17 protein-coding genes are annotated in these 21,692 nt (G+C 69.9%); 11 read left to right on the forward strand and 6 right to left on the reverse strand.

Annotated features, from left to right (window positions below; genetic code table 11):
• Nucleotides 1–16: 16 nt before the first annotated feature.
• Genes PVE36_RS11420 through PVE36_RS11440 form a run of 5 tightly spaced genes read left to right on the forward strand, consistent with a single transcriptional unit; the run spans nucleotide 17 to nucleotide 6,119 of the window.
• Nucleotides 17–1,096: a glycosyltransferase family 1 protein gene (locus PVE36_RS11420; RefSeq protein WP_277452455.1), complete on the forward strand. Its 1,080-nt coding sequence runs from the start codon at nucleotides 17–19 to the stop codon at nucleotides 1,094–1,096.
• Nucleotides 1,093–2,229 (forward strand): glycosyltransferase family 4 protein, encoded by a 1,137-nt coding sequence (locus tag PVE36_RS11425; protein WP_277452456.1) that lies wholly within the window; start codon nucleotides 1,093–1,095, stop codon nucleotides 2,227–2,229. Before PVE36_RS11420 ends, PVE36_RS11425 begins: the two co-directional genes overlap by 4 nt.
• 56 nt (nucleotides 2,230–2,285) lie before the next feature.
• Nucleotides 2,286–3,299 (forward strand): glycosyltransferase family 4 protein, encoded by a 1,014-nt coding sequence (locus PVE36_RS11430; protein ID WP_277452457.1) that lies wholly within the window; start codon nucleotides 2,286–2,288, stop codon nucleotides 3,297–3,299.
• The gene (locus PVE36_RS11435) at nucleotides 3,292–5,076 is read left to right on the forward strand and encodes an ABC transporter ATP-binding protein (RefSeq protein WP_277452460.1); all 1,785 of its coding nucleotides are present in this window, start codon (nucleotides 3,292–3,294) and stop codon (nucleotides 5,074–5,076) included. Before PVE36_RS11430 ends, PVE36_RS11435 begins: the two co-directional genes overlap by 8 nt.
• Nucleotides 5,073–6,119, forward strand: a complete 1,047-nt coding sequence (locus PVE36_RS11440; protein WP_277452461.1) for a glycosyltransferase — start codon at nucleotides 5,073–5,075, stop codon at nucleotides 6,117–6,119. Before PVE36_RS11435 ends, PVE36_RS11440 begins: the two co-directional genes overlap by 4 nt.
• Before the next feature lie 7 nt (nucleotides 6,120–6,126).
• Here PVE36_RS11440 and PVE36_RS11445 read toward each other — a convergent pair whose 3' ends face one another.
• On the reverse strand, nucleotides 6,127–7,101 hold the full coding sequence (locus PVE36_RS11445) for a UDP-glucuronic acid decarboxylase family protein (protein ID WP_277452462.1): 975 nt from the start codon (nucleotides 7,099–7,101) through the stop codon (nucleotides 6,127–6,129).
• Between the two features lie 63 nt (nucleotides 7,102–7,164).
• The gene (locus PVE36_RS11450; protein WP_277452463.1) at nucleotides 7,165–7,788 is read right to left on the reverse strand and encodes a phosphatase PAP2 family protein; all 624 of its coding nucleotides are present in this window, start codon (nucleotides 7,786–7,788) and stop codon (nucleotides 7,165–7,167) included.
• 155 nt (nucleotides 7,789–7,943) lie between these two features.
• On the opposite strand from PVE36_RS11450, the gene PVE36_RS11455 reads away from it, so the two are divergent.
• Nucleotides 7,944–8,438 (forward strand): hypothetical protein, encoded by a 495-nt coding sequence (locus PVE36_RS11455; protein WP_277452464.1) that lies wholly within the window; start codon nucleotides 7,944–7,946, stop codon nucleotides 8,436–8,438.
• Nucleotides 8,439–8,516: 78 nt separating this feature from the next.
• Here the strand turns inward: PVE36_RS11455 and PVE36_RS11460 are convergent, their stop codons facing one another.
• Entirely contained in the window at nucleotides 8,517–9,923 is a 1,407-nt protein-coding gene (locus tag PVE36_RS11460; RefSeq protein WP_277452466.1) for a polysaccharide biosynthesis tyrosine autokinase, read from the reverse strand.
• A 94-nt stretch (nucleotides 9,924–10,017) separates the two neighbouring features.
• Here PVE36_RS11460 and PVE36_RS11465 point away from each other — a divergent pair, with 94 nt between their 5' ends.
• Genes PVE36_RS11465 through PVE36_RS11480 form a run of 4 tightly spaced genes read left to right on the forward strand, consistent with a single transcriptional unit; the run spans nucleotide 10,018 to nucleotide 16,644 of the window.
• A complete protein-coding gene (locus tag PVE36_RS11465) occupies nucleotides 10,018–11,979 on the forward strand; it encodes a glycosyltransferase (protein ID WP_277452467.1) in 1,962 nt (653 codons plus the stop codon).
• The gene (locus tag PVE36_RS11470) at nucleotides 11,976–13,304 is read left to right on the forward strand and encodes an O-antigen ligase family protein (protein ID WP_277452468.1); all 1,329 of its coding nucleotides are present in this window, start codon (nucleotides 11,976–11,978) and stop codon (nucleotides 13,302–13,304) included. The genes PVE36_RS11465 and PVE36_RS11470 overlap by 4 nt, the downstream gene beginning before the upstream one ends.
• Nucleotides 13,301–16,363, forward strand: a complete 3,063-nt coding sequence (locus PVE36_RS11475; protein WP_277452469.1) for a glycosyltransferase — start codon at nucleotides 13,301–13,303, stop codon at nucleotides 16,361–16,363. Before PVE36_RS11470 ends, PVE36_RS11475 begins: the two co-directional genes overlap by 4 nt.
• On the forward strand, nucleotides 16,360–16,644 hold the full coding sequence (locus PVE36_RS11480) for a PqqD family protein (protein ID WP_277452470.1): 285 nt from the start codon (nucleotides 16,360–16,362) through the stop codon (nucleotides 16,642–16,644). Before PVE36_RS11475 ends, PVE36_RS11480 begins: the two co-directional genes overlap by 4 nt.
• A gap of 16 nt (nucleotides 16,645–16,660) precedes the next feature.
• On the opposite strand, the gene PVE36_RS11485 is transcribed toward PVE36_RS11480, so the two are convergent.
• From PVE36_RS11485 to PVE36_RS11495, 3 genes are all read right to left on the reverse strand, one after another.
• Nucleotides 16,661–17,323, reverse strand: coding sequence for a hypothetical protein (locus tag PVE36_RS11485; RefSeq protein ID WP_277452471.1), 663 nt, complete (start codon nucleotides 17,321–17,323; stop codon nucleotides 16,661–16,663).
• On the reverse strand, nucleotides 17,323–18,825 hold the full coding sequence (locus tag PVE36_RS11490) for a sugar transferase (RefSeq protein ID WP_277452472.1): 1,503 nt from the start codon (nucleotides 18,823–18,825) through the stop codon (nucleotides 17,323–17,325). The genes PVE36_RS11485 and PVE36_RS11490 overlap by 1 nt, the downstream gene beginning before the upstream one ends.
• Before the next feature lie 61 nt (nucleotides 18,826–18,886).
• Complete coding sequence (locus PVE36_RS11495) at nucleotides 18,887–19,132, reverse strand: hypothetical protein (RefSeq protein WP_277452473.1); 246 nt, start codon at nucleotides 19,130–19,132, stop codon at nucleotides 18,887–18,889.
• A 159-nt stretch (nucleotides 19,133–19,291) separates the two neighbouring features.
• Between PVE36_RS11495 and PVE36_RS11500 the strand changes: the two genes are divergently transcribed.
• Nucleotides 19,292–21,511 carry an NADP-dependent isocitrate dehydrogenase gene (locus PVE36_RS11500; RefSeq protein WP_277452474.1) on the forward strand — a complete coding sequence of 740 codons (2,220 nt, stop codon included), beginning with the start codon at nucleotides 19,292–19,294 and terminating at the stop codon, nucleotides 21,509–21,511.
• Nucleotides 21,512–21,692 lie beyond the last annotated feature (181 nt).

Raw genomic sequence — 21,692 nt, forward strand, 5'->3', positions numbered from 1 at the left:
GGCTAGGGTGACGCGCATGGAGGGGGAGAGCCGGGGACGTGCCGGCGACGCCATCGGGGACGTGTCACGGCGAGTGCACTGGCTCAGCCTGTACACCACCGTGCCCATGGGTCAACAGACCTATGAGGCCAGCATCCAGGAGGCAATCGCCGCCCTCGCCGAGCCCAGGTGGGACTTCCGCGTCTCGAGCGTCGGCAGTGGCCACAGTGCCGCTACCTTCCGTGTCCCCCAGCGGATCCTGAACCATCGTCGTGGGGCTCGGGTGGTGGGTGCGCTGACCGGCCTCCGGTTCGACCTCGTGCACCGGTTCGACCTGCGGGTTCCTCGCCCCCCCGGGCCGCACGTGCTGACCCTGCACGACCTGCCGCCGATGCGCTTCCCGGACGAGGGGCGCCTTCCCGCGTGGTGCAGCGACCCGATCCCCGACGTCCAAGTCATCTGCCCCTCGGAGTTCGCCGCGGCCGAAGCGACCGACCTCCTCGGCGCGCAGCACGTGACCGTCATCCCCTACGGAGTACGCCCAAGCTTCCAGCAACCCCAGCCTCTGGATACTGCTGCGCTCGGGGCACTGGGCGTCACCCGCCCCTTCTTCGTCCATGCCGCGGGAGTGACCCGACGCAAGAACCTCGAGGGTCTGGCCGACGCCTGGGGTCGGGTGGCCCCTGAGCTGCCCGATCACGAGCTCGTGCTGCTCGGTCCCCCCTCCGACCGTCGGGAGGAGCTCTTCGGCCATCTCCCGCGCGTAGTGCTCCCCGGCAAGGTGGACCTCGACGTCGTCGGCCGGGTGATGGCAGCAGCAGAGGCCGTGGTCGTCCCCAGCATCTACGAGGGCTTCGGATTGCCGTCGCTGGAGGGCATGGCGGTGGGGACACCGGTCATCGCCGTCGACCGCGGTGCGCTCCCGGAGGTGTGCGAGGGCAGTGCGCTCATGACCCAGCCCGACGGCGCCTCCATCGCCGAGGCGATACGCGCCGTGGGCCGCGAGGAGATCGACCGCGAGGACCTCGTGCGCCGCGGCCTCGACCGCGCCACGACCTTCTCGTGGGAGAAGGCTGCCCACGCCCATCTCGATGTGTACCGGAAGGTCCTGGGGTGAGCGGGAGGTCCGGGCCACGGCGCATCTGGCTCGCTCCGAGCGCATTCCACCCCTCGCGCGGCGGGGTGGAGGAGCTCACCCTGCAGCTCGCTCACGAGTACCGGCGAAGGGGCCACGACGTCACCGTGATCGTGCACCGGCATCCACGTCACCTCCCCACTGAGGACACCGTCGAGGGCGTGCCGGTCCGACGCATCGACCTCGACCTTCCCGGGGGTGACCCGAGGCGGCTGCTCCGGTACCCGCTCGCGTTGCGACGACAGGTCGGCGCACTCGACGACGTCGGTCCCCGACCCGACATCGTCCACGTCCAGTGCGCCGCCAACCAGGTCCTGCCCCTGACGCTCTGGGCGGCGCGCCGACGGGTTCCCATGGTCCTGACCACCCAGGGCGAAGTGACGATGGACGCGGGACGGATCTACCAGAAGAGCGCGCAGATGCGAGCAGTGCTGCGTCTGGGGAGCCGCCGCGCTGCTGCCCTCACGGCGTGCTCGCGACGTGCCGGTGACGACGCCGCCACCGTCGCGTCGCGTTTCGAGCACGCTGAGGTGGTGCCCAACGGCGTTGATCCGACGCAGTGGCAGGTCACTCCCCTGCCGAGCGCACCGGTCTTCGCTGCGTGGGGGCGGCATGTCCCGCAGAAGGGTTTCGACCTGCTCATCCGGGCCTTTGCCACGGTCAGGGAGCAGGAACCGGACGCGGTGCTGCGCATCGGTGGCGACGGACCTGAGCGCGAGCACCTGCGCGCGCTCGCTGGAGACGGTGTGGAGTTCCTCGGCCCGCTGGACCGCTCGGGGGTACGGTCCCTGCTGGAGGGCTGCCGCGTCGCCGTCGTCCCCAGTCGTCTGGAGCCGTTCGGGATCGTCGCGGTCGAGGCGATGGCTGCCGGTCGCGGAGTCGTGTGGAGCACGAACGGTGGGCTGGCCGATGCGACCGGGGACGCGGGGTGGGGTGTGGACCCCACCGACACCGCGGCCCTGTCCGAGGCCATGGTCCGCGCCCACCGCGATCCGCTCGCCCCCTCCGACGCCCGGGCGCACGCCGAGTCGCTCGGGTGGGACCGGATCGGCGGCCGGTACCTCGACCTCTACGAGACGGCACTGGGGTCGCGGTCGGCGGGCGCGTCCTCATGAGGGTGTTGATGTGGCTCAGTCGCGGCGCGGAGATCCCCGGAGGTCACCGTGTGCAGATGGAGCACACCGCGCGGGCGCTACGCGGGCTCGGGGTGGAGGTCGAGGAGCACCTCGGGCCCCGGCTTCCCGAGGGGTCCTGGGACGTGGTGCACGGCTTCCAGCTCGGCGCGCAGGAGGTGGCCGGGGCCCGACGACGGGGCGTGCCCGTGGTGATGTCGACCATCTACTGGGGACTGGCGTACACCACCTCCGGCGGCGCGGGACGAGGTTCCACCGCTCGGGACGCGTTGGGGCGTGGCCGTCGCGGGATCCGGTACCTCACCGCAAGCCTGAAGGGCCGGGAGCACCTCAGCCGTTTGGCGTTGCGGGAGATGGCCGCCGAGCTGGACCAGGTCAGGGCCTGGTCCACGGCAGACCTCCTGCTGCCCAATGCCGACGGGGAGGCGCAGCACATCCGGGAGGACCTGGGCGTGCTGACCGAGACCGTCGTGGTGCCCAACGCCATCGACGCCGACCTCTTCACCCCGGGCTTCGACCGACCGCGCGACGCCGGAACCGTCCTGTGCGTCGGGAGGATCGAGCCGCACAAGAACCAGCTGGGCACGATCACGGCCCTGCGCGGTCTGCCGGGCACGTCCCTGATCGTCGTGGGTCCACCACACCCGCACCACGCGGCCTACTACGAGCAGTGCCGACGGGCTGCCACTGGCAATGTGACCCTGCTGCCAGGCGTGGACCACGCGGACCTGCCCGCCCTGTACGCGCGGCATCGCACGCACGTGCTCGCCAGCTGGTACGAGACGACCGGACTGGTCTCCCTCGAGGCGGCAGCGTCCGGGTGCACCGTCGTCACCACCGACCGCGGTCACGCCCGTGAGTACTTCGGTGACGACGCCCACTACTGCGACCCGGCTGCACCCGCCTCCATCCGTGCCGCCGTCACGTCCGCCCTCGCTGACGAGCCGTCCCGGCGACTGCTGGACAGGATCACGACGCGGTACACGTGGGCCGATACCGCGCGGAGGACCCTCGACGCCTACGTGAGTGCGTTGGACCGCCGACATGCGTGAATTCATTGGTCATGTCCGGCGCGTCTTGGACCGGAGGACGAAGACCAAGCTGATGCTGGGCTCCTTGGGCCTGATCACCCTCGCGCTCCTCGATATGGTGGCTGTCGCGCTGGTCTACCCCATGGTGTCCCTCGCCTCAGGAGTCACCCCTGATTCCCGCATCCTGGACCCCATCCGCCAGTTGTCTACGGGCAACGACACGCACAGCCTGCTCGTCACGACGGCGGTCATGGTCGTAGCGCTGTTCATCGCGAAGTCCGCAGCCTCCATCGCCTTCAATTGGTGGCTAGCTGGTCTGACGAACCGAAGTCGCGCCGCGGTCTCGACCCACCTCCTCCGGGTCTACCTCACGACTCCGTATGGTCAGATTTCCCAACGGACAACGGCGGATCTGCTCAAGGTGCAGCAGGACGCTGTGAATCAGTTCATGCTCGCCGGGGTCTACGCATTGGTGAACGGAGTGGCCAACATGGCGACCATCGTCGGCCTCGGTGCCGTGCTCTTCTACACAGCACCCCTTCAGACGACGGTGTTGGTCGGGTACTTCCTGCTCACCGCAGTTCTATACCTGCGCGTCGTCAGGCCAGCCACCGAGCGCGCCGGTCGCGAAACGATTTCGTCAGCCGGGCTCACTTGGCGTTCTGCGATGACAGCCCTCGGCGCGGTGAAGGAGATCCAACTGCGCTCTGCGGAACTGCCTTTCGTCCATCAGTACGACAACGCCGTGCAACGCGCAGCCCAAGCTCACCGTGTTTCCGGCTTCATCGCAGGTCTCCCCAGATACATCCTCGAAGTGCTCTTTATCCTGGCCGTCGGACTTGCCATTGTCCTCAGCTCAGACACTGAGGGCGGCGCAACTCTTGGGTTGCTGGGCGTCTTCGTGGCTGCGGGATTCCGGCTACTGCCAGCCGTGACTGGGCTGCTCGGCAACATCTCGACATTGACAGTGTCCGAGGAGTCGGCTCGGTACGTTGCCCGTGACTGGAAGACTTTCGACGACGCGACCCGCGAGGCGTCGGCCATGCCGCTACCCATGGAGCGCGAACTTGTCCTGAGCGAGGTCTGCTTCCAGTACCAGGACGCAGCCGACCCCGTACTCGACCACGTGAGCCTGCGCGTCCCGAAGGGGTCATCCGTGGCGCTCGTTGGTCCCAGCGGCTCGGGCAAGACGACCCTCGTCGACCTCGTTCTCGGCTTTTACGAACCGACATCCGGGTTGATCACGGCCGACGGAATCGATGTCTTCTCCGACATCAGCGCGTGGCGGGCGAACATCGCATATGTCCCACAGGACGTCTTCCTCATCGAGGGGACGATCGAGGACAACATCGCTTTCGAGGCTGACCGCGCTGACGAGTCTGCACACGCCGCTTTACTATCGCAGGCAATCATGCAGGCCGATCTGGAGGGTCTCATCGCGGGCTTGCCGGACGGCGTCCGAACGCAAGTTGGAGAACGCGGGTCCCGGCTCTCGGGTGGGCAGAAGCAGCGGATCGGCATGGCGCGTGCTCTGTACAGGAGACCACGTCTCCTCATCCTCGACGAGGCCACCTCCGCGCTCGACAACGCGACGGAGCAGCGGGTCTCAGGGGTGATCCACGGTCTCGGAGAGGACGTCACGACGATCGTCGTCGCACACCGTCTCTCGACGGTCAGGGAGGCCGATGCCATCGTGCTTCTCGAGGAGGGGCACGTCAGTGCCATCGGCACCTTCGAAGAATTGCGGGCCTCCAGCTCCTCGTTCGCCGACCTGGTTCGATTGGGAGACCTCACATGACCGAGCCGCGCGAGGCGACCTCCATCTGGGTCGTTCTGCCCACGTACAACGGCGGGGTCCACCTCCGCGAGCAGCTGCAGTCAATCGCTCGACAGGAACGCCCACCTGACGGTCTCGTCGCCAGCGACGACGGATCGAGTGACGATTCAGTCAGCATCCTCGAGGCCTTCGCGAGGTCCGCCCCCTTCCCGGTGACCGTGCTTCGTCAGCCCCACAATGTGGGCCTGCTCAGCAACTTGGAGACGGCGTTGGCGACGGCGCTGACCACAGCCGACGTGATCGCCTTCGCGGATCAGGACGATCTGTGGCACCCAGCGAAGCTCGCGAGAATCGAGCAGGCGTTCGCCGATCCTTGTGTCCTCATGTGGTTCAGTGATGCCGAGTTCATCGACGCCGGCGGCCGCCCGTACGGCGTGAGCCTCTGGCAGGCCCTCAGCCTCAGTGCCGGGATGGACCTGAATGCGCCGCAACATCTTCTACGGTTCATCACTGGACAGACCATCATTGGTACGGCGATGGCGGCGCGAAGCTCCTTGGTGCGTGCGGGTGTCCCGTTCCCACGAACGGCTGAGCTGGACAGCACACACCACTTCCTCCACGACGGATGGCTCGGCCTTCTCGCGCACCTGCGCGGCGGCGTACTCCTAGAACCTCAGGCCATGACCCAGTACCGACAGCACGACCAGCAGTTCACGGGAATGTCCCTGTTGCGTTCCGCCGTCGAAGTCGCGGAACGCCACCGATCCCTGAACGCCACCGTTGTGCTCGAGGAAGAGCTGCGGCTGAGCGCCATCGAGCAGCACCTCCGGCGGCCCCACTCCATGTCCTTCCTCGGAGGCGCTGTGCCAGCGGTGCTGCTGGACCGGATCGAGTACACGTCAACCAGAGCCTCCGTGGTCACCGGGCACCAGAACCCACTGCGACTGTTGACGTTGCGACATCACTACGACGCCTACGCCGACGGGTGGAAGACCCTGCTGGTTGATATTTTCCGATACATGAGAGGAAGAGTCCGGCGCGGACTGAACAAGCCGACCCGATAGGCGCTACTCACGACGTAGGCAGCGCGGCGAAGTACTCGATCGTGCGCTGCAACCCGTCGCGCAGTTGGGCCTGCGGCCCCCACCCGAGCACGTTGACAGCCCGGGTGATGTCGGGCCGGCGGCGGGTCGGATCGTCCTGGGGCAGCGAGCGGTGCTCGATCCGCGACGTGCTGCCGGTCAGCTCCCGCACGAGCTCGGCCAGCTCGAGCATCGTGAACTCGACCGGGTTCCCGATGTTGATCGGGCCGGTCACCTCGTGCGGCGTGGCCATGAGCGCCATCAGGCCCTCGACCATGTCGTCGACGAAGCAGAACGAGCGGGTCTGGCTCCCGTCGCCGTAGATCGTCAACGGCTCACCCGCCAGTGCCTGCACGATGAAGTTGGACACGACCCGCCCGTCGTCGGGCTGCATCCGCGGACCGTAGGTGTTGAAGATCCGAGCGACCTTGATGTCGAGGTCGTGCTGCCGGCGGTAGTCGAAGAAGAGGGTCTCCGCACACCGCTTGCCCTCGTCGTAGCACGAGCGGATACCGATCGGGTTGACGTTGCCCCAGTAGTCCTCCGTCTGTGGGTGCACCTGGGGGTCGCCGTACACCTCCGACGTCGAGGAGAGCAGGATCTTCGCCTTCGTCCGCTTCGCCAGCCCCAGCATGTTGATCGACCCGTGCACGCTGGTCTTGGTCGTCTGCACCGGATCCCGCTGGTAGAAGATCGGGCTCGCCGGGCACGCGAGGTGGTAGATCTCGTCGACCTCGACATAGAGCGGGAAGGTCACGTCGTGCCGCATGAGCTCGAAGTTGGGATGGTCCAGCAGGTGGGTGAGGTTGCGGCGGGTGCTCGAGTAGAAGTTGTCGACCACCAGCACCTCGTGGCCCTGCTCCAGCAGCCGCTCCGTGATGTGCGACCCGATGAAGCCGGCCCCGCCGGTCACCATGACCCGGCGCGGCGTCACGGCCTCGCCCGGTCCCTGCCCTGTGCCCACGATGCAACCACCTTCCCCCACGACTGTCGGACCACCTGCAGCACACCACTGCACGTGGAGACGTCAGGGTAGCGGGTCACGCCCGCCGCGGACCCGGACTCGCGCACAGGCCGCCGTCGCCGCCGCGGCCACCATGGCGACCAGCAGCACCGAGGCGACGACGTCACTGGGCCGGTGGGCGTATCCGACGACATTCCCTGCGCACGCCAGTCCGACGACCGCCCACAGGAGCGGCGCCAACCACCCCGGTCGACGGGTCGGCCACACCACCACGATGGCCACCGCCGCAGCGACGACAAGTGTCACGTGCGTGGACGGCAGGGTGTTCTCGACGTAGGAGTAACCGTGCTCGGGCCGGGGCAGCCACTCCCTCAGCAGCCGGGACACGGGTACCGACACCAGGACAAGGGCTGCTGCTGCTCCCACGGCGGCCCACTGCCGTCGGAGCACGGCCAGCCCTGCGACCACGAGCAGTGCGACCACGAGGACCCCGGGCAGCACTGTGCGCGCCAGAAAGGGCAGCCACTCCCCCACCGGTCCGACCCCGACCTTCTGCACGAGCCCGAAGACCTCGTCGTCCAGCCACTGCCCGGGGGCTGTGAGCACGGCGATCGTGTACACCAGGGCCAGCGCCACGGCCGCACGGACCGCGTCCGCCGCACCCCGCGATGACGAGGAGAGGGTCATCCGGGCAGCCCCCTGCCGTGGTTGTCCGCTGTGGCCGATCGCCGTGCCGCATTCAGCAGAAGGTCAAGATATTGCCATGGAGGGTCCGGTGTCAGTAAGGTCTGGGTAATCGTGCGGGGGGAAATGGGGCCTGCACCGCACATCGAGGGGAAGTCATGAGCGAAGGAACCACCACACCAGTCTCCCGCCGGACGGTGGCCAAGGGTGCTGCCTGGGCGGCACCGGTCATCCTCGGCAGCGCCGCGGCACCCGCGTACGCCTCCAGTCCGCCGCCTGTGGCGCCTGAACTCGATCCTCAGGCGTTCTGCAAGCACCCCGGTGAGCCCAAGCGCTATCACGTGGGCGTGATCTGGCAGAACACCCTGCCGTGCGAAACCACGGTCACGATCACAGCCATCCAGCTCACACCCAATGCTTCGGGGGAACCCCCCGTCACCTTTCCCGGCTCCACCACCTTTTCGGTCAGCGCCAACTCCACGACGACCCAGGTGTACGACTCGAACCTGACGGAGGCCAGCTCCAACGGAACGGTGACGGTGCAGTACACGTACACCGACTGCAGCGGCACCGTGGTTACCGAGACCGCGAGCCTCTCGGCTGCATCTCTGCCCCCGTGCCAGCAACTACGCATTAGCGACTACCCCCACTGACCGTCGCCAGTGACGAAGGGCGCCACACGAGACCTCTCGTGCGGCGCCCTTCGTCTTGCTCGACTCAGTGGCGTGGCATCACTGCCCGCGGCCGCCGCTCGTGGCTTCGGCACGCCTGCGGCCCCTCCGGGTCTCGCTGGCCGCCTCCTGCTCGTAGGTGTGGTAGCCGTACCGGTACTCACCGCTGCTCTTGCCGGAGACGAAGTTGCGGGCGAAGCCCGAGACGCGGGCACCGACCGTGTCGAGCTGCTTCAGGGCCGCGACCAGATCCTTCTTCCGCGTCCGGTCCACGCCGACGACCATGACCAAACCGCCCGTCAGCCGCTCGATGACGACTGCGTCGATGACCGGGACCACCGGCGGCGAGTCGATGAGCACGAAGTCGTACTCCTGCACCAAGGTCGTCAGCAGTGCCTCCATCGGTGCCGATCCGAGCAGCTCACTCGGGTTCGGCGGGATCTGGCCGGCGGGCAGCACGTCCATCCCGACGCTCCCCCACGGCTGGATGACGTCGTGCACCTCGGCGTCGCCGAGCAGCACCGTGGTCAGGCCGACGCTGCCCTCCATCCCGAGCGTGCGGGCCACGGACGGCTTGCGCAGGTCCGCGTCCACCAGGAGCGTGCGGCGACCGGAGTCGGCCATCGCGAGCGCGAGGTTGACCGCAGTGGTCGTCTTGCCCTCCCCGGGCATGGCCGAGGTCACGACGAAGGAGTGTCGCCCGGTGGTCACGTCGACGAACATCAGGTTGGTGCGCAGCCGTCGGATGGCTTCGGCATGTCGACCGTGGGGCTGCTCCTCGACACTCACCAACCCCTTGGACGAGGTGGACTCCAGCGGGAGACCCGCGAGCATGGGTGCATCCGAGTGGGCGCGGATGTCCTCCTCCCCTCGGACCTTGGTGTCCAGCGCGTGCCGGAGGAAGGCGAGACCGATCCCGAGCACGAGGCCGGCAAGCAGACCGAGCCCGATGTTGCGGACCGGGTCCGGTGACGTGGGGCTCGACGGCGGCGACGCCGGCTCGATGGGCGTGGAGATGACCTTCTGCCCGGAGGAGGCCAGCAGGGTGGAGAACTCACCGGCAACCGCCCCCAGCTGGGGGCCGACCTCGTTGGCCACCCGGGCCGCCTCTTGCGGGTCGGCCGCCGTGGCGGTGATGTTGAGGATCGACGTGGACCCGGTGACGTCGGCGGAGACGTGGACCGGGTGCCCCGGCTCCATCCCCAGCTCCTCGCGCAGCGGCTCGAGCACCGCCGGCGTGTTGAGGATCGACACGTAGGTCTCCAGGTCGTCGCTGGTCAGCGCAAAAACACCGCCCTGCGGGGTGTCCTGGACGCGCTCGGTGCTGAGATAGATCCGAGCACGCGCTTCGTAGACCGGAGTCGTCAGCAGCGTCACTGCCAGGGCCGCCAGCACGGCCAGCACGACGCACGTCGCGACCAACGTCCATCGCGCCCGCAGGACACCAAAGAACTCGCTCAGCTGCACTGTCGACCCCTCCCCCGATCCGGACGACACCGCGCTCGGTGCCCCGACGGTAAGGTCAGTATGACGTTTCTCACCGCTACGAGGAGTGTATAAGGTGCGGATACTGCGGATCTCGCACAGCGGTGTGGTGGATGCCTGGCGGGAGCGTGAGCGGGTCGTCCGCCGCCACGGCCACGAGGTCACCTCGGTGACCGCCCGGGTGTGGGACGAAGGGGGCCGCGACGTCCTCCTCCAGGCCCGGCCCGGTGAGGACGTCATCGGCGTGCGCACCCTGGGGAGGCATCCCGCCCTCTTTGTCTACGACCCCCGTCCGCTCTGGTCACTCCTGGGTCAGCAGTGGGACGCTCTCGACCTGCACGAGGAGCCCTTCGCCCTCGCCACGGCCGAGATCCTGCTCCTGCGAGCCCTGCGCCGCTCCCGCACCCCCTTCTGCCTCTACTCGGCCCAGAACATCGACAAGCGCTACCCACCCCCCTTCCGCTGGGTCGAGCGGTGGGCGCTGCGGCACGCCGTGGCCGTCAGCGTGTGCAACGCGCAGGCGGGGCAGATCGTCACCCGCAAGGGCCTGACGGGGCGGGCGGTCCTCATCGGGCTGGGCATCGACAGGACGCGGTTCACCCACGGACCGGCGCGGCCCGACCGCGGGCCGGCCGTGCAGGTCGGGTACGTCGGCCGGCTGGCGTCGCACAAGGGCGTCGACGTCCTCCTCGAGGCGGTGGCAGCGGACCCGCACCTGCACCTGACGATCGCGGGCGCCGGCCCGGAGGAGGAGCAGCTGCGGGCACGGGCGGCAGCTCCCGACCTCGCCGGACGCGTGGAGTTCCTCGGGTCGGTGGCCACGGACGACCTGCCCGATGTCTACCGGAGCGTGCACGTCCTCGCGGTTCCCTCCCGCACGACACCCGGGTGGCAGGAGCAGTTCGGTCGGGTCGCGGTCGAGGCGATGGCCTGCGGCACCCCCGTGGTGGCCAGTGACAGCGGTGCCCTGCCCGACGTCGTGCACGGAGCCGGCCTGCTGGTTCCACCCGACGACGCCACCTCGTTGGCTGCGGCACTGCGCCGTGCTGGCGCCGACCCCGATCTCTCGGGGAGAATGCGCCGCGAGGGGATCGTGCGCGCGAGTGCGTACGACTGGGAGTTCATCGGGGGGCAGTACGTGACGCTGTACGAGGACATGGCGAAGGGCGGTGACCGGGTCGTCGGCGACGGCCTCGAGATCATCGTCGTCGCCTTCCACTCGGCGCGGCTGCTGCACGACACCCTCGCCCCCATCGCGCACCTGCCGGTCACCGTGGTCGACAACTCCAGCGACCCCGCAGTGCTGCAGGTCTGCGACGAGCTGGGCGTGCGGTACCTGGACCCCGGCCGCAACGGGGGCTTCGCCTTCGGCGTCAACCACGGACTCGCCCGCCGGCTGCGACCCGGCGCCGACGTGCTGCTGCTCAACCCCGACGCGGTCGTGGACGAGATCGGCGTCCGTGCGCTGCACGCTGCCCTCCACGAGGCCCCGGACCTGGCCAGCGTCGCCCCGGCACAGGTCGACGGGGCCGGGCGACCCGCACGGGTGGCCTGGCCGTTGCCGACACCTTGGGGTGCGGCCCTCGAGGCGGTGGGACTCGGTCGACGTCGACGGGATGACTACGTCATCGGATCCGTGCTGCTGCTGCGCGCCCGGGCCCTGGAGCAGGTGGGTGGCCTTGACGAGTCCTTCTTCCTCTACGCCGAGGAGACCGACTGGGCCAAGCGGGCCGTCGACCTCGGCTGGCGCCACCGTCTCGTGCCGGAGGTGACGGCCCTCCACCTCGGCGCGGCGACGAGCTCGGACACCCGCCGCCGGGATGCCCACTTCCACGCCTCCCAGGAGCGGTACCACCGCAAGCACTTCGGGACCGTCGGCTGGCAGGCCACCCGGGCGGCCGTCGTCATCGGTTCCGCAGCACGGGCGGTGCTCCTCGACGGCGAGCGTGCGGCCGCCGCCCGGGAGCGGGCCCGCCGGTACCTGCGCGGACCGCTCGCCGTCGAGGCCGAGCTCCCCGGCGTCGGGGCCGCACCGTGAGATCGTCCGGAGGGGCAGGGGTCGTCACCGTCACCGGCCTCGTCGCAGCAGGGGCCGGCGCCGCCGCCCTCGGCTGGATCGCCCCGCAGCAGCCGGCAGCGGCCCTCGCACTGGCGATCACGGTCCTCCTGCTCGGGATCTCGGCGGTGCGCCCCGTCACCGTCCCGCTGGTCGTCCTGCCCCTGCTCTACGTCGCAGCCAGGACGGTCTACGGCGGGACCGATGTCTCCGTCTCGGACATCGCCCTGGCGGTCGGCACGCTCGCGGCACTCCTCTTCGGCCGACGGCCGTTCAGCCGCCCCCTGCGCAACCTGCTGTGGCTCACGGTCGTCTACCAGGTGGCCACTCTCTTCACGGTCGTGGCCAACCCCTACCCCGCCAACGCCCTGGACTGGCTCCACTCCTGGGTCCTCGTCGCCGGCGGGCTGCTCGTCGGCTGGAGCGTCGGGCGCGAGGGCGCGGGTCCTCTCGGTCTGAAGCTCATGCTGGCCGCAGCCGTCGTCCTGGCCACGTGGGTCACCGGGATCGGTGTGCTCCAGGCACTGGAGGGGAACCTCGAGCCGGTGTACCTCCCTCACGGGATGCACAAGAACTTCCTCGGGACGATGCTGGGCACCACGGCCCTCATCGCCTACATCCGACCGATCTGGCTGAATCTGGGTCGACGGGCAGGGATGACCGTCTTCTGGTGGCTGGTGGTCGGGATGGGGTTCACCCAGTCCCGCCAGGCCATCGTCGCCCTCGGTGTCGTCCTCGTCATCCTGGTCCTGCGCACGCACACCGACCGCCGTCGCTCCCGGGTGGTCCTCCTGGCCATCGTGCCCGCGCTCCTGGTCGTCCTCACCCTCGTGCGTGACCAGATCGCCAGCGGCAACGTGCACAACTCGTTCTTCACGCGCGTCGAGTCCTTCGCGGATGCCCTGTCGATCTGGCAGACCCAGCCGCTCGTCGGTGTCGGGCTGCGGTGGTGGTACACGGACCGCTTCTCCGCCGGCATCCAGCCACCCAACGCCGAGATGGAGGTCCTCACCGCAGCGGGCCTCATCGGCCTCATCGGCTTCCTCGCCCTCATGGTCGGCAGCGTGGCGGTCCTGTGGCGGATGCCCCCGACGTACGGGATGCTCGCGGTCATGGTCGTCCTCGGACGATTCGTCCAGGGGCAGATGGACCTGTTCTGGGTGGCCGCCCAGACCTCCGTCCCGTTCGTCATCGCGGGGGTGTGCCTCGGCGCGTGCGCCCGTCACGAGCAGGGGGATGACGGTCCTGGCGAGCCGGCGACCGCCCGCGAGGACGCCCAGACGGCCGTGGGGGTCGGCCGCCCGTGAGGATCACCCATCTCGTCCGCACCCCCAGCTTCGCCGGCGTGGAGCGGCACATCGCGGTCCTGGCCGCTGCGCAGCACGATCGCGGGCACGAGGTGACCGTGCTCGGTGGCGACCAGAGACACATGCGCGCGGCCATCGACCGTGCAGGCGTCCGGCTGCTGCCGGCGACCGACCTGACGACGACCCTGCGCCATCTCGCGGGCCCCGCGGGACGTGGCGCCGACGTCGTGGCGACGCACATGACCTCCGCCGACCTGACGGCGCTGGCCAGCCCGGCCCTCGCGCAGACCCCCATCGTGAGCACCCGTCACTTCGCCGCACGGCGCGGCTCGACCCGGGCCGTCCGCGCCGTGGCCGAGCGGGTGCAGCCCCGACTGGCTGCCGAGATCGCGGTGAGCGAGTACATCGCCGGCGCCCTGGACGTCGACGCGACCGTCATCCTCCCGGGGATCCCGGACCGGCCCGACGGGCCGGCGCCGTCCCGGCGGGACCGGACCGTGCTCGTCGCCCAACGTCTCGAGGCGGAGAAGTCGACCGACTCGGCCATCTCCGCCTTCGCCGAGTCCCGCCTGGCCGAGCACGGGTGGCGGTTGGTCATCGCGGGGGACGGGTCCCAACGGGCCGAGCTGGAGGCGCTCGCGGCCCGGCTCGGCATCCGGGACGCCACGGACTTCGCGGGGCACCGCCGTGACGTCGACCGGCTCATGGCCGGCGCCGGCGTCCTCCTGGCCCCGTGCGCGACCGAGGGGATGGGCCTGACCGTCATCGAGGCGATGGCCTCGGGAACCCCCGTCGTGGCTGCGGCGGCCGGCGGGCACCTCGAGAGCGTCGGCGGTGTCACCGACGCGGCACTCTTCACCCCCGGGGATGCCGTGGACGCGGGCCGACTGCTCGCCGACCTGGCGAGCGATCCCGAGCGTCGTGACCGCTACGGACGAGCGCTCCGGGAGCGCCAGCGGCAGGTGTTCTCCGTCGCGGCGCAGGCGGAGGCCACGGACTCCCTCTTCCGACACCTCCTGGCCGGGAGCGACCTGCCCACCGCGCGCACTCAGCCGGGGCGGGACCTCGTCGTCATCTCCCTCGAGCCGTGGGACCGGGTCTGGCGCCGCAACCAGCACCTGCTGGCGGGGCTGCTGCGCGAGGACGCCTCCCTCCGGGTCCTCGTCGTCGAGCCCGCCCGTGATCCGCTGCACAGCCTGCGGACCGGGCACCCACCGAGGACTGGCCGTGATCTGCGCCGTGGACCCCACCTCCCCGGCGTCGGCCCGGACGCCCTGTGGCTCCTCGAACCGACCAAGGCGCTGCCCCGCCGCGTCGATGCGCACCAGGACGAGCGCTGGGCCGACGGCGTCCTCGCGGCCGCGAGCCGGCTCGGCCTCACCCGACCTGTGCTCTGGGTCAACGACCCCCGCGGCGCCCTCGTCATGGAGCGCGCCGGGTGGCCGACGCTGTACGACATCACCGACGACTGGCTGGAGGCCGACCGCGATCCGGGTGCCCTGGCCAGGTTGACGGCCCACGAGGCCGCCCTGATGCGCCGTGCCGTCGAGGTCGTCGTCTGCTCGCGGACCCTCGTGGCGACCAAGTCGTCCCGCCGCCCGGTGACGTTGGTCCACAACGCCGTCGACCTCGGCGCGGTGGTACGGCCGACGACTCGTCCCGGCGACCTGCCCCCGGGGCCGGTCGCGACCTACGTCGGCACGCTCCACTCGGACCGACTGGACGTCGGGCTGTGCGAGGCGACGGCACGTGCGCTGTCGGGCCGGGGGACGCTCGTCCTCGTCGGTCCCGATGCACTGACCCGTGCCGAGCAGGACCGGCTCGACGGCGCAGGGGTCGTGCGACTGGGCGCGAAGGACCACCGGGTCGTCCCGGCCTATCTCCAGCACGCCGACGCGCTGCTCGTGCCGCACGTCGTCGACGACTTCACCGACAGCCTCGACCCGATCAAGCTCTACGAGTACCGGGCAGTGGGCCGACCGGTCATCACCACCCCGGTCGCCGGCTTCCGCGAGGCTGCCGACGACCGCCTCCGGGTCGTGGCGCCTGTCGACTTCCCCGATGCCGTCGCTGCTGCTCTCCCAGCCACGGACCGGTATCCGACCGGGGCGGAGCCCGAGGTGCCCGACTGGAGCGACCGGGTCCACGAGATGCGGGCCGTCATCGACCGCGTCGACTCCCACCGTGAGACCCCTGACGCCGACCCCGCCGGTGCGGACATCCCGGTCGAGGTGCGGGTACGCCTCGGGCACGCAGCCGCCCAGGTCCTCGCCCGACGGCACGGCCTGGACCTGCTGCACATCAAGGGCGACGCCCTCGACGAGCGGCTCGTGCACGCGGGTCGACGGGCCAGCGACGCCGACGTCCTCGTGCGTCCCGCCCACCTCGACCGGTTCCTCGCCGCGTGCGCGGAGGTCGGGTACCGCACGGTGAGCCGATTCGCCACCGGATCGCCCTTCGAGCACTCGACGACGTTGTGGCACGACGCGTGGGGGTACCTCGACGTTCACCGCCACTACCCCGGCATCGGGCTCCCCCCGGCGACTGCCTTCGACCGCCTCTGGTCCACCCGCACCTCACGGACGGTGGCCGGGGTCGACGTCCCGACGCCGTCGCTGCCGGCCCAGGTGGGCATGCTCGTCCTGCACGCGGGTCGCACCACGCCGGGAGGCCAGGCCAGCGCCGACGTGCAGCACGCGTGGCACGGGGCGGACGCGGCCCGACGCGAGGCCGTGCGTCACTGGGTGCGGGAGTTCCTCGCGGAGGTCGCCTTCGCCGCAGGCACCGGGGAGCTGGGTTCCCTCCCCCCTTCGGCCGAGAAGGAGCTGTGGCTGGCGGTCACCCGGGAGGGACGACTGCAGGAGTGGCGTGCCCGGATCGCCGCTGCCCCGAACCTGCGCTCACGCGTTCTCCTCATGGCCCGGGCACCGCTGGTCAACATCGACCACCTCGCCCAGGAGCTCGGCCACCGGCCCTCGCGCCGCGAGATGGCCGTGGCCTTCCTCGACCGGGCCCGGCGGGCGGTTCGGGAGATCGCCCGACGAGGAGGTCGACGATGAGCGCGCTGGCGCCGTTCGTCGTCCCGCCGGACGTGGGGTGGACGTGCACCGTGGACGAAGGGGGTGCCCCCCGCGTCTTCGTCGCGCCGCTCCCGAGCGGTCCGGTGGACGTGCTCCCCGATGAGTCGGCGATCATCTGGCTGGCCGCGGTCGAGGGCACCGGCCCCGTGGTCGACGAGGTCGCCCGCACCACCGGGCACCCACCCGAGGTGATCCGTGAGGACGTGGAGGCCTTCGTGGGCGAGCTCCTCGCACGCGGTTTCCTGGCCCGACCGGGGTGACCTCGCGCGGGGCTCCTCAGTCGGCGAGGTGCCAGGTGTACTCGGGCTCGGGCCCGTGGGGGTGATGGCGTCGGACCCCGCCGGAGACGCGGTGCACGATCTCGCAGATGTCCGGCAGCACGTCGAGGGGGATGGCCGTGATGAGGTGGTCGTCGATCCCGGCCACGTCGAACTTCAGCAGGTCGATGTGGTCCTCGAGACGCAGCACGCCCCGGAGGGCATCGCCGATCCCCTCGGTCGCCATCCCTCGGACCGAGCTGGTCGCGAGCATCACCGGATGGACCGTGCACCGACCGGCGAACTGGGCGACGTTGCGCCGCACCGCATCGAGGTGGGTCGGGCCCGACTCCCAGACGTGCACCCTGGTCGTGTCCGAGCGGCTGAGGAAGAACGCAGTGCTGATGCCCGCCGGGCTCCCGACGTCCACGACCACCTGGGGCTTCCCCGATCCGTAGTCGTGGCGGTGGAAGGCCCGGAGGACCTCGTCGGCGTCCCGAGCCGTCGGCACCCACAGCGGGATCTGCCCGACGGGAGTGCGCAGCACCGTCTCCCACGGGTAGGCACCGCGACCTCCGACGAGGTGCTCGAAGGAGTCGAACGGGTGAGAGCTGCGGACGAGCGTGCTTCCGAGGGCGCGGAAGGTGCGTACTCGAAGCGGTCTCCCCCAGCGGCGACCCATCAGTACGCACCGTCCTTGCCGACGACAGCGGCGAAGGTCCGCCACAGGATGAGCATGTCGAGCGCGACCGACCAGTTCTCGACGTAGTAGAGGTCGAATCGCACCGACTCGTCCCACGAGAGGTTGCTGCGCCCGTTGACCTGCCACAGGCCGGTCATGCCCGGCTTGACCAGAAGCCGGCGGCGCACGTCGTGCGCGTACTGCGACACCTCGTCGGGCAGCGGTGGCCGGGGCCCGACGAGACTCATCCTCCCGCTGAGGACGTCGAGGAGCTGGGGCAGCTCGTCGATCGAGTACCGCCGGATGAAACGCCCGAAGGCAGTGATCCGCGGGTCCCTCTCCAGCTTGAAGAGCAGACCCCGATCCACCTGCTGCTCGTCGCCGACCTCGTGGTGGGGGCCGGGCAGGAAGGCGTGGTGCGAGGGAGTCTCCAGCGCCGCCGAGGCCCGCTCCTGCAGCTGTTGGCGCTTCAGCTCCTCGAGCTGGGCCTCCGCGCCGACCCTCATCGAGCGGAACTTCGTCATCTGGAAGCGCTCTCCGTGCAACCCGACCCGCTCCTGCCGGAAGAAGACCGGCCCCCGGTCCTGGAGCTTGATGATCGCGGCCACGACCAGCATCAGCGGTGACAGGGCGATCAGGAGGACGAGCGCCGCGAGCCAGTCCAACGTGGACTTCATGACCAGCGGTGACCCGGAGAACGTCGGGGCCTCGATGTGCAGCAGTGGCAGGCCCGCCACCGGTCGGGCGACCACCCGCGGTCCGGCGATCTCGGTCAGGCCCGGGGAGACCAGCAGCTCGGTCCCGCTGCCCTCCAGCGCCCAGCCCAGTCGTCGCAACCCGGATGTCCCGAGCCGGTGCACCGCGCCGCAGGCGACCACGTCGACCCCCAGCTCGATGGCCAGCTGCGCGGCCTGGTGCTCACTGCCCACGACGGGGACCCCACCGACCTCCTTGGCATCGGTCGTGGACGTACAGACCCCGACGACCCCGTAGCCGGCCTCCGGCATCCCGGCGAAGGCCTCGATGATGCCGCGGGCGTGCCCCGCCTCCCCGACGACGAGGACGTCGTGGTTCAACTCACCCGTCGTCCGCTTCGCGCCCAGCCACCGCCGCCACATCCGCCGGGCGATGAAGAGTGCCACCAGTCCTGCCGGCAGCGCGAGCAGGACGTAGCCGCGTGCCACCTCGATCTTGAAGGCGTAGGCGAGCAGGGCGACCGCAGCGAAGACCCTCAGCGTGGCGTTCATCAGCAGGCGGTACTCGGTGACACCGCGACCGAGGATGTGGGTCTCGTAGCTTCCGTGCAACCGCAGGGAGACCCACCACGCCACCGCGAGCACCGCGGAGAAGGCCGGGTACCCGAGCGAGAAGCGGTCGGTGCTGGCCGCGATGTCGGAACCGGAGTCGAACCCGAAGCGCGCCACCAGTGCACCGAAGACCGCCCACACGATCACCACGAAGTCGGTCAGGGCGATACCGATCCGCACCTGGCGCAGACCCATCGGGCCACCGTGATACGCAGTCTCCGTGGAGCCGCTCGAGGCAGCGGCGGCCATCTCAGGGCTACCGAACCCTGAGCGATGTGGTCGAGCCGGCGTCCTCCGCCAACATCACCGCATCCGCCATCCGGCCACGCGGAACCACGCGACCGTCGTCCCGCAGACGCCGCAACTGCGTCAGGCGCTGTTGAGCATCGGGTGCGCGTCGTTCGCGCCGGCGCACCGTCCTGGACAGTGCCAGACTCCCCCCGGTGAACGCGATCAGCGGCAGTGCCGCCCACCCCAGTAGCATCATGTCCTCCACCTGCACGAGAACTCCCCTCCCCAGGATCAATCACTCGCTGAATCGGACCTTACCAACTCTTTACTGTTCTTGACTAGACCTTGACGATAAGGCGGCCGCATCGTCGGTCACGCGGGCGCGTGGGAAGATCGGTGCGACGAACCCCACACCCACGGAGGGACACCCATGACCGCGAAGATCATCTGGACCAAGATCGACGAAGCGCCGGCGCTCGCCACCCACTCGCTCCTGCCGATCGTCCAGGCCTTCACCTCGGGCACCGGTGTGGAGCTCGAGACGAGCGACATCTCGCTCGCCGGGCGCATCCTCGCCCAGTTCCCCGACCGCCTCACCGAGGAGCAGCGCGTCCCGAACAACCTCGCCGCGCTCGGCGAGCTGACGCAGTCGCCCGAGGCGAACATCATCAAGCTGCCCAACATCTCCGCCTCCGTGCCGCAGCTCAAGGCGGCCATCACCGAGCTGCAGGGCCAGGGGTACGACCTGCCCGACTACCCGGACTCCCCCAGCACCGACGAGGAGAAGGAGATCGCCGCCGCCTACGCCAACGTGCTCGGGTCCGCGGTGAACCCCGTCCTGCGTGAGGGCAACTCCGACCGGCGCGCCCCCCAGGCGGTGAAGAACTTCACGAAGAAGCACCCGCACCGCCTCGGTGAGTGGACCGCCGACAACAAGGCCCGCGTCGTCTCGATGACCGGTGGGGACTTCTACGGCAACGAGAAGTCCGTCCTCATGCCCGCCGAGGACACCCTGCGCATCACGCTCACCACGAGCGGGGGCGACGAGGTCGTGCTCAAGGACTCCCTCGCCGTGACGAAGGGGGAGATCGTCGACGGGACCTTCATGTCGGCCTCCGCGCTCCGCGCGTTCTACCGCGAGCAGATCGAGGCTGCGCGCGAGGAGGGTCTCCTCCTCTCGCTGCACCTCAAGGCCACGATGATGAAGGTCTCCGACCCGATCCTCTTCGGCCACGCCGTCGCGGCCTGGCTCGGCTCGGTCGTCGACACCCACGCCCAGGCCCTCGCCGAGGCCGGCGTCGACCTGCGCTACGGCCTCGCCTCGCTCTACACCCAGCTCGAGAACCTCCCCGAGGAGACCCGGACCGCGATCCGCGCCGACATCGACGCACTGTCGACGGAGCGCCCGGCCCTGGCCATGGTCGACTCCAGCAAGGGAATCACCAACCTGCACGTGCCCAGTGACGTCATCATCGACGCCTCCATGCCGGTCGTCATCCGCGACTCCGGTCAGATGTGGAACGCCGACGACGGCCAGTCCGAGACGCTCGCCATGATCCCCGACCGGTCCTACGGCCCGATGTACGCCGCCGTCATCGAGGAGCACAAGCAGAACGGCGCCCTCGACCCCGCCACGATCGGCACCGTGCCCAATGTCGGACTCATGGCGCAGAAGGCCGAGGAGTACGGCTCGCACCCCACGACCTTCGAGATCCCCGAGGCAGGCACCGTCACGGTGACCAACGCCGCGGGCGAGACCCTCATGGAGCACTCGGTGGAGAAGGACGACATCTGGCGCATGAGCCGCGTCAAGGACATCCCCGTCCAGGACTGGGTCAAGCTCGCCGTCACCCGCGCCCGCGCCACCGGCGCGCCGGCCGTCTTCTTCCTCGACGAGCAGCGCGCGCACGACGCCCGGGTCATCGCCAAGGTCAACCAGTACCTCGGCGACCACGACACCGACGGACTGGACATCCGCATCATGCCGCCGCAGGAGGCGGTCGTCTTCTGCCTGGAGCAGATCCGCGCCGGCAAGGACGCCATCTCCGTCACCGGCAACGTGCTGCGCGACTACCTCACCGACCTCTTCCCGATCCTCGAGCTCGGCACCAGCGCGAAGATGCTCTCGATCGTTCCGCTGCTCAACGGTGGTGGCCTCTTCGAGACGGGTGCCGGCGGATCCGCCCCGAAGCACGTCCAGCAGTTCGTCAAGGAGAACTACCTGCGGTGGGACTCCCTCGGCGAGTTCTCCGCACTGGGCGCCTCGCTGGAGCACCTCGCGCAGAACTTCGACAACCCGAAGGCCCAGGTCCTGGCGGACACCCTCGACACCGCGATCGCGACCTTCCTCGAGGAGAACAAGTCGCCTGCTCGCAAGATCGGCCAGATCGACAACCGCGGCAGCCACTTCTACCTCGCCCTCTACTGGGCGCAGGCACTGGCCGCCCAGGACGAGGACGCCGAGCTGAAGGAGCGGTTCACGTCCGTCGCGGACCGCCTCGCGGCGGACGAGGAGAGGATCGTCGGCGAGCTCGTCGACGTCCAGGGCTCACCCGTCGACCTCGGTGGGTACTACAAGCCGGACACCGAGAAGGCCTCGGCCGCGATGCGTCCGAGCGCCACCCTCAACGCAGTGCTCGACTCCATGTGAGTTCGCCTGCCCCGGAGGGGTCCCGCCGACCGGCGGGGCCCCTCTTCGTCGTCCTCCGGCCGGTCGCGTACTGGCGCGAGTCCCGGGTCTTGCCGCATGCTGGATCTGCCGGGCCGGACGGGCCAGTCCGGCACCCCCACGAAAGGGGCCGCCGTGGCTCCATCACTCTCCCACCGCCCCT

It is taken from the genome of Janibacter sp. DB-40, assembly GCF_029510815.1.
Taxonomy (GTDB): Bacteria; Actinomycetota; Actinomycetes; order Actinomycetales; family Dermatophilaceae; genus Janibacter.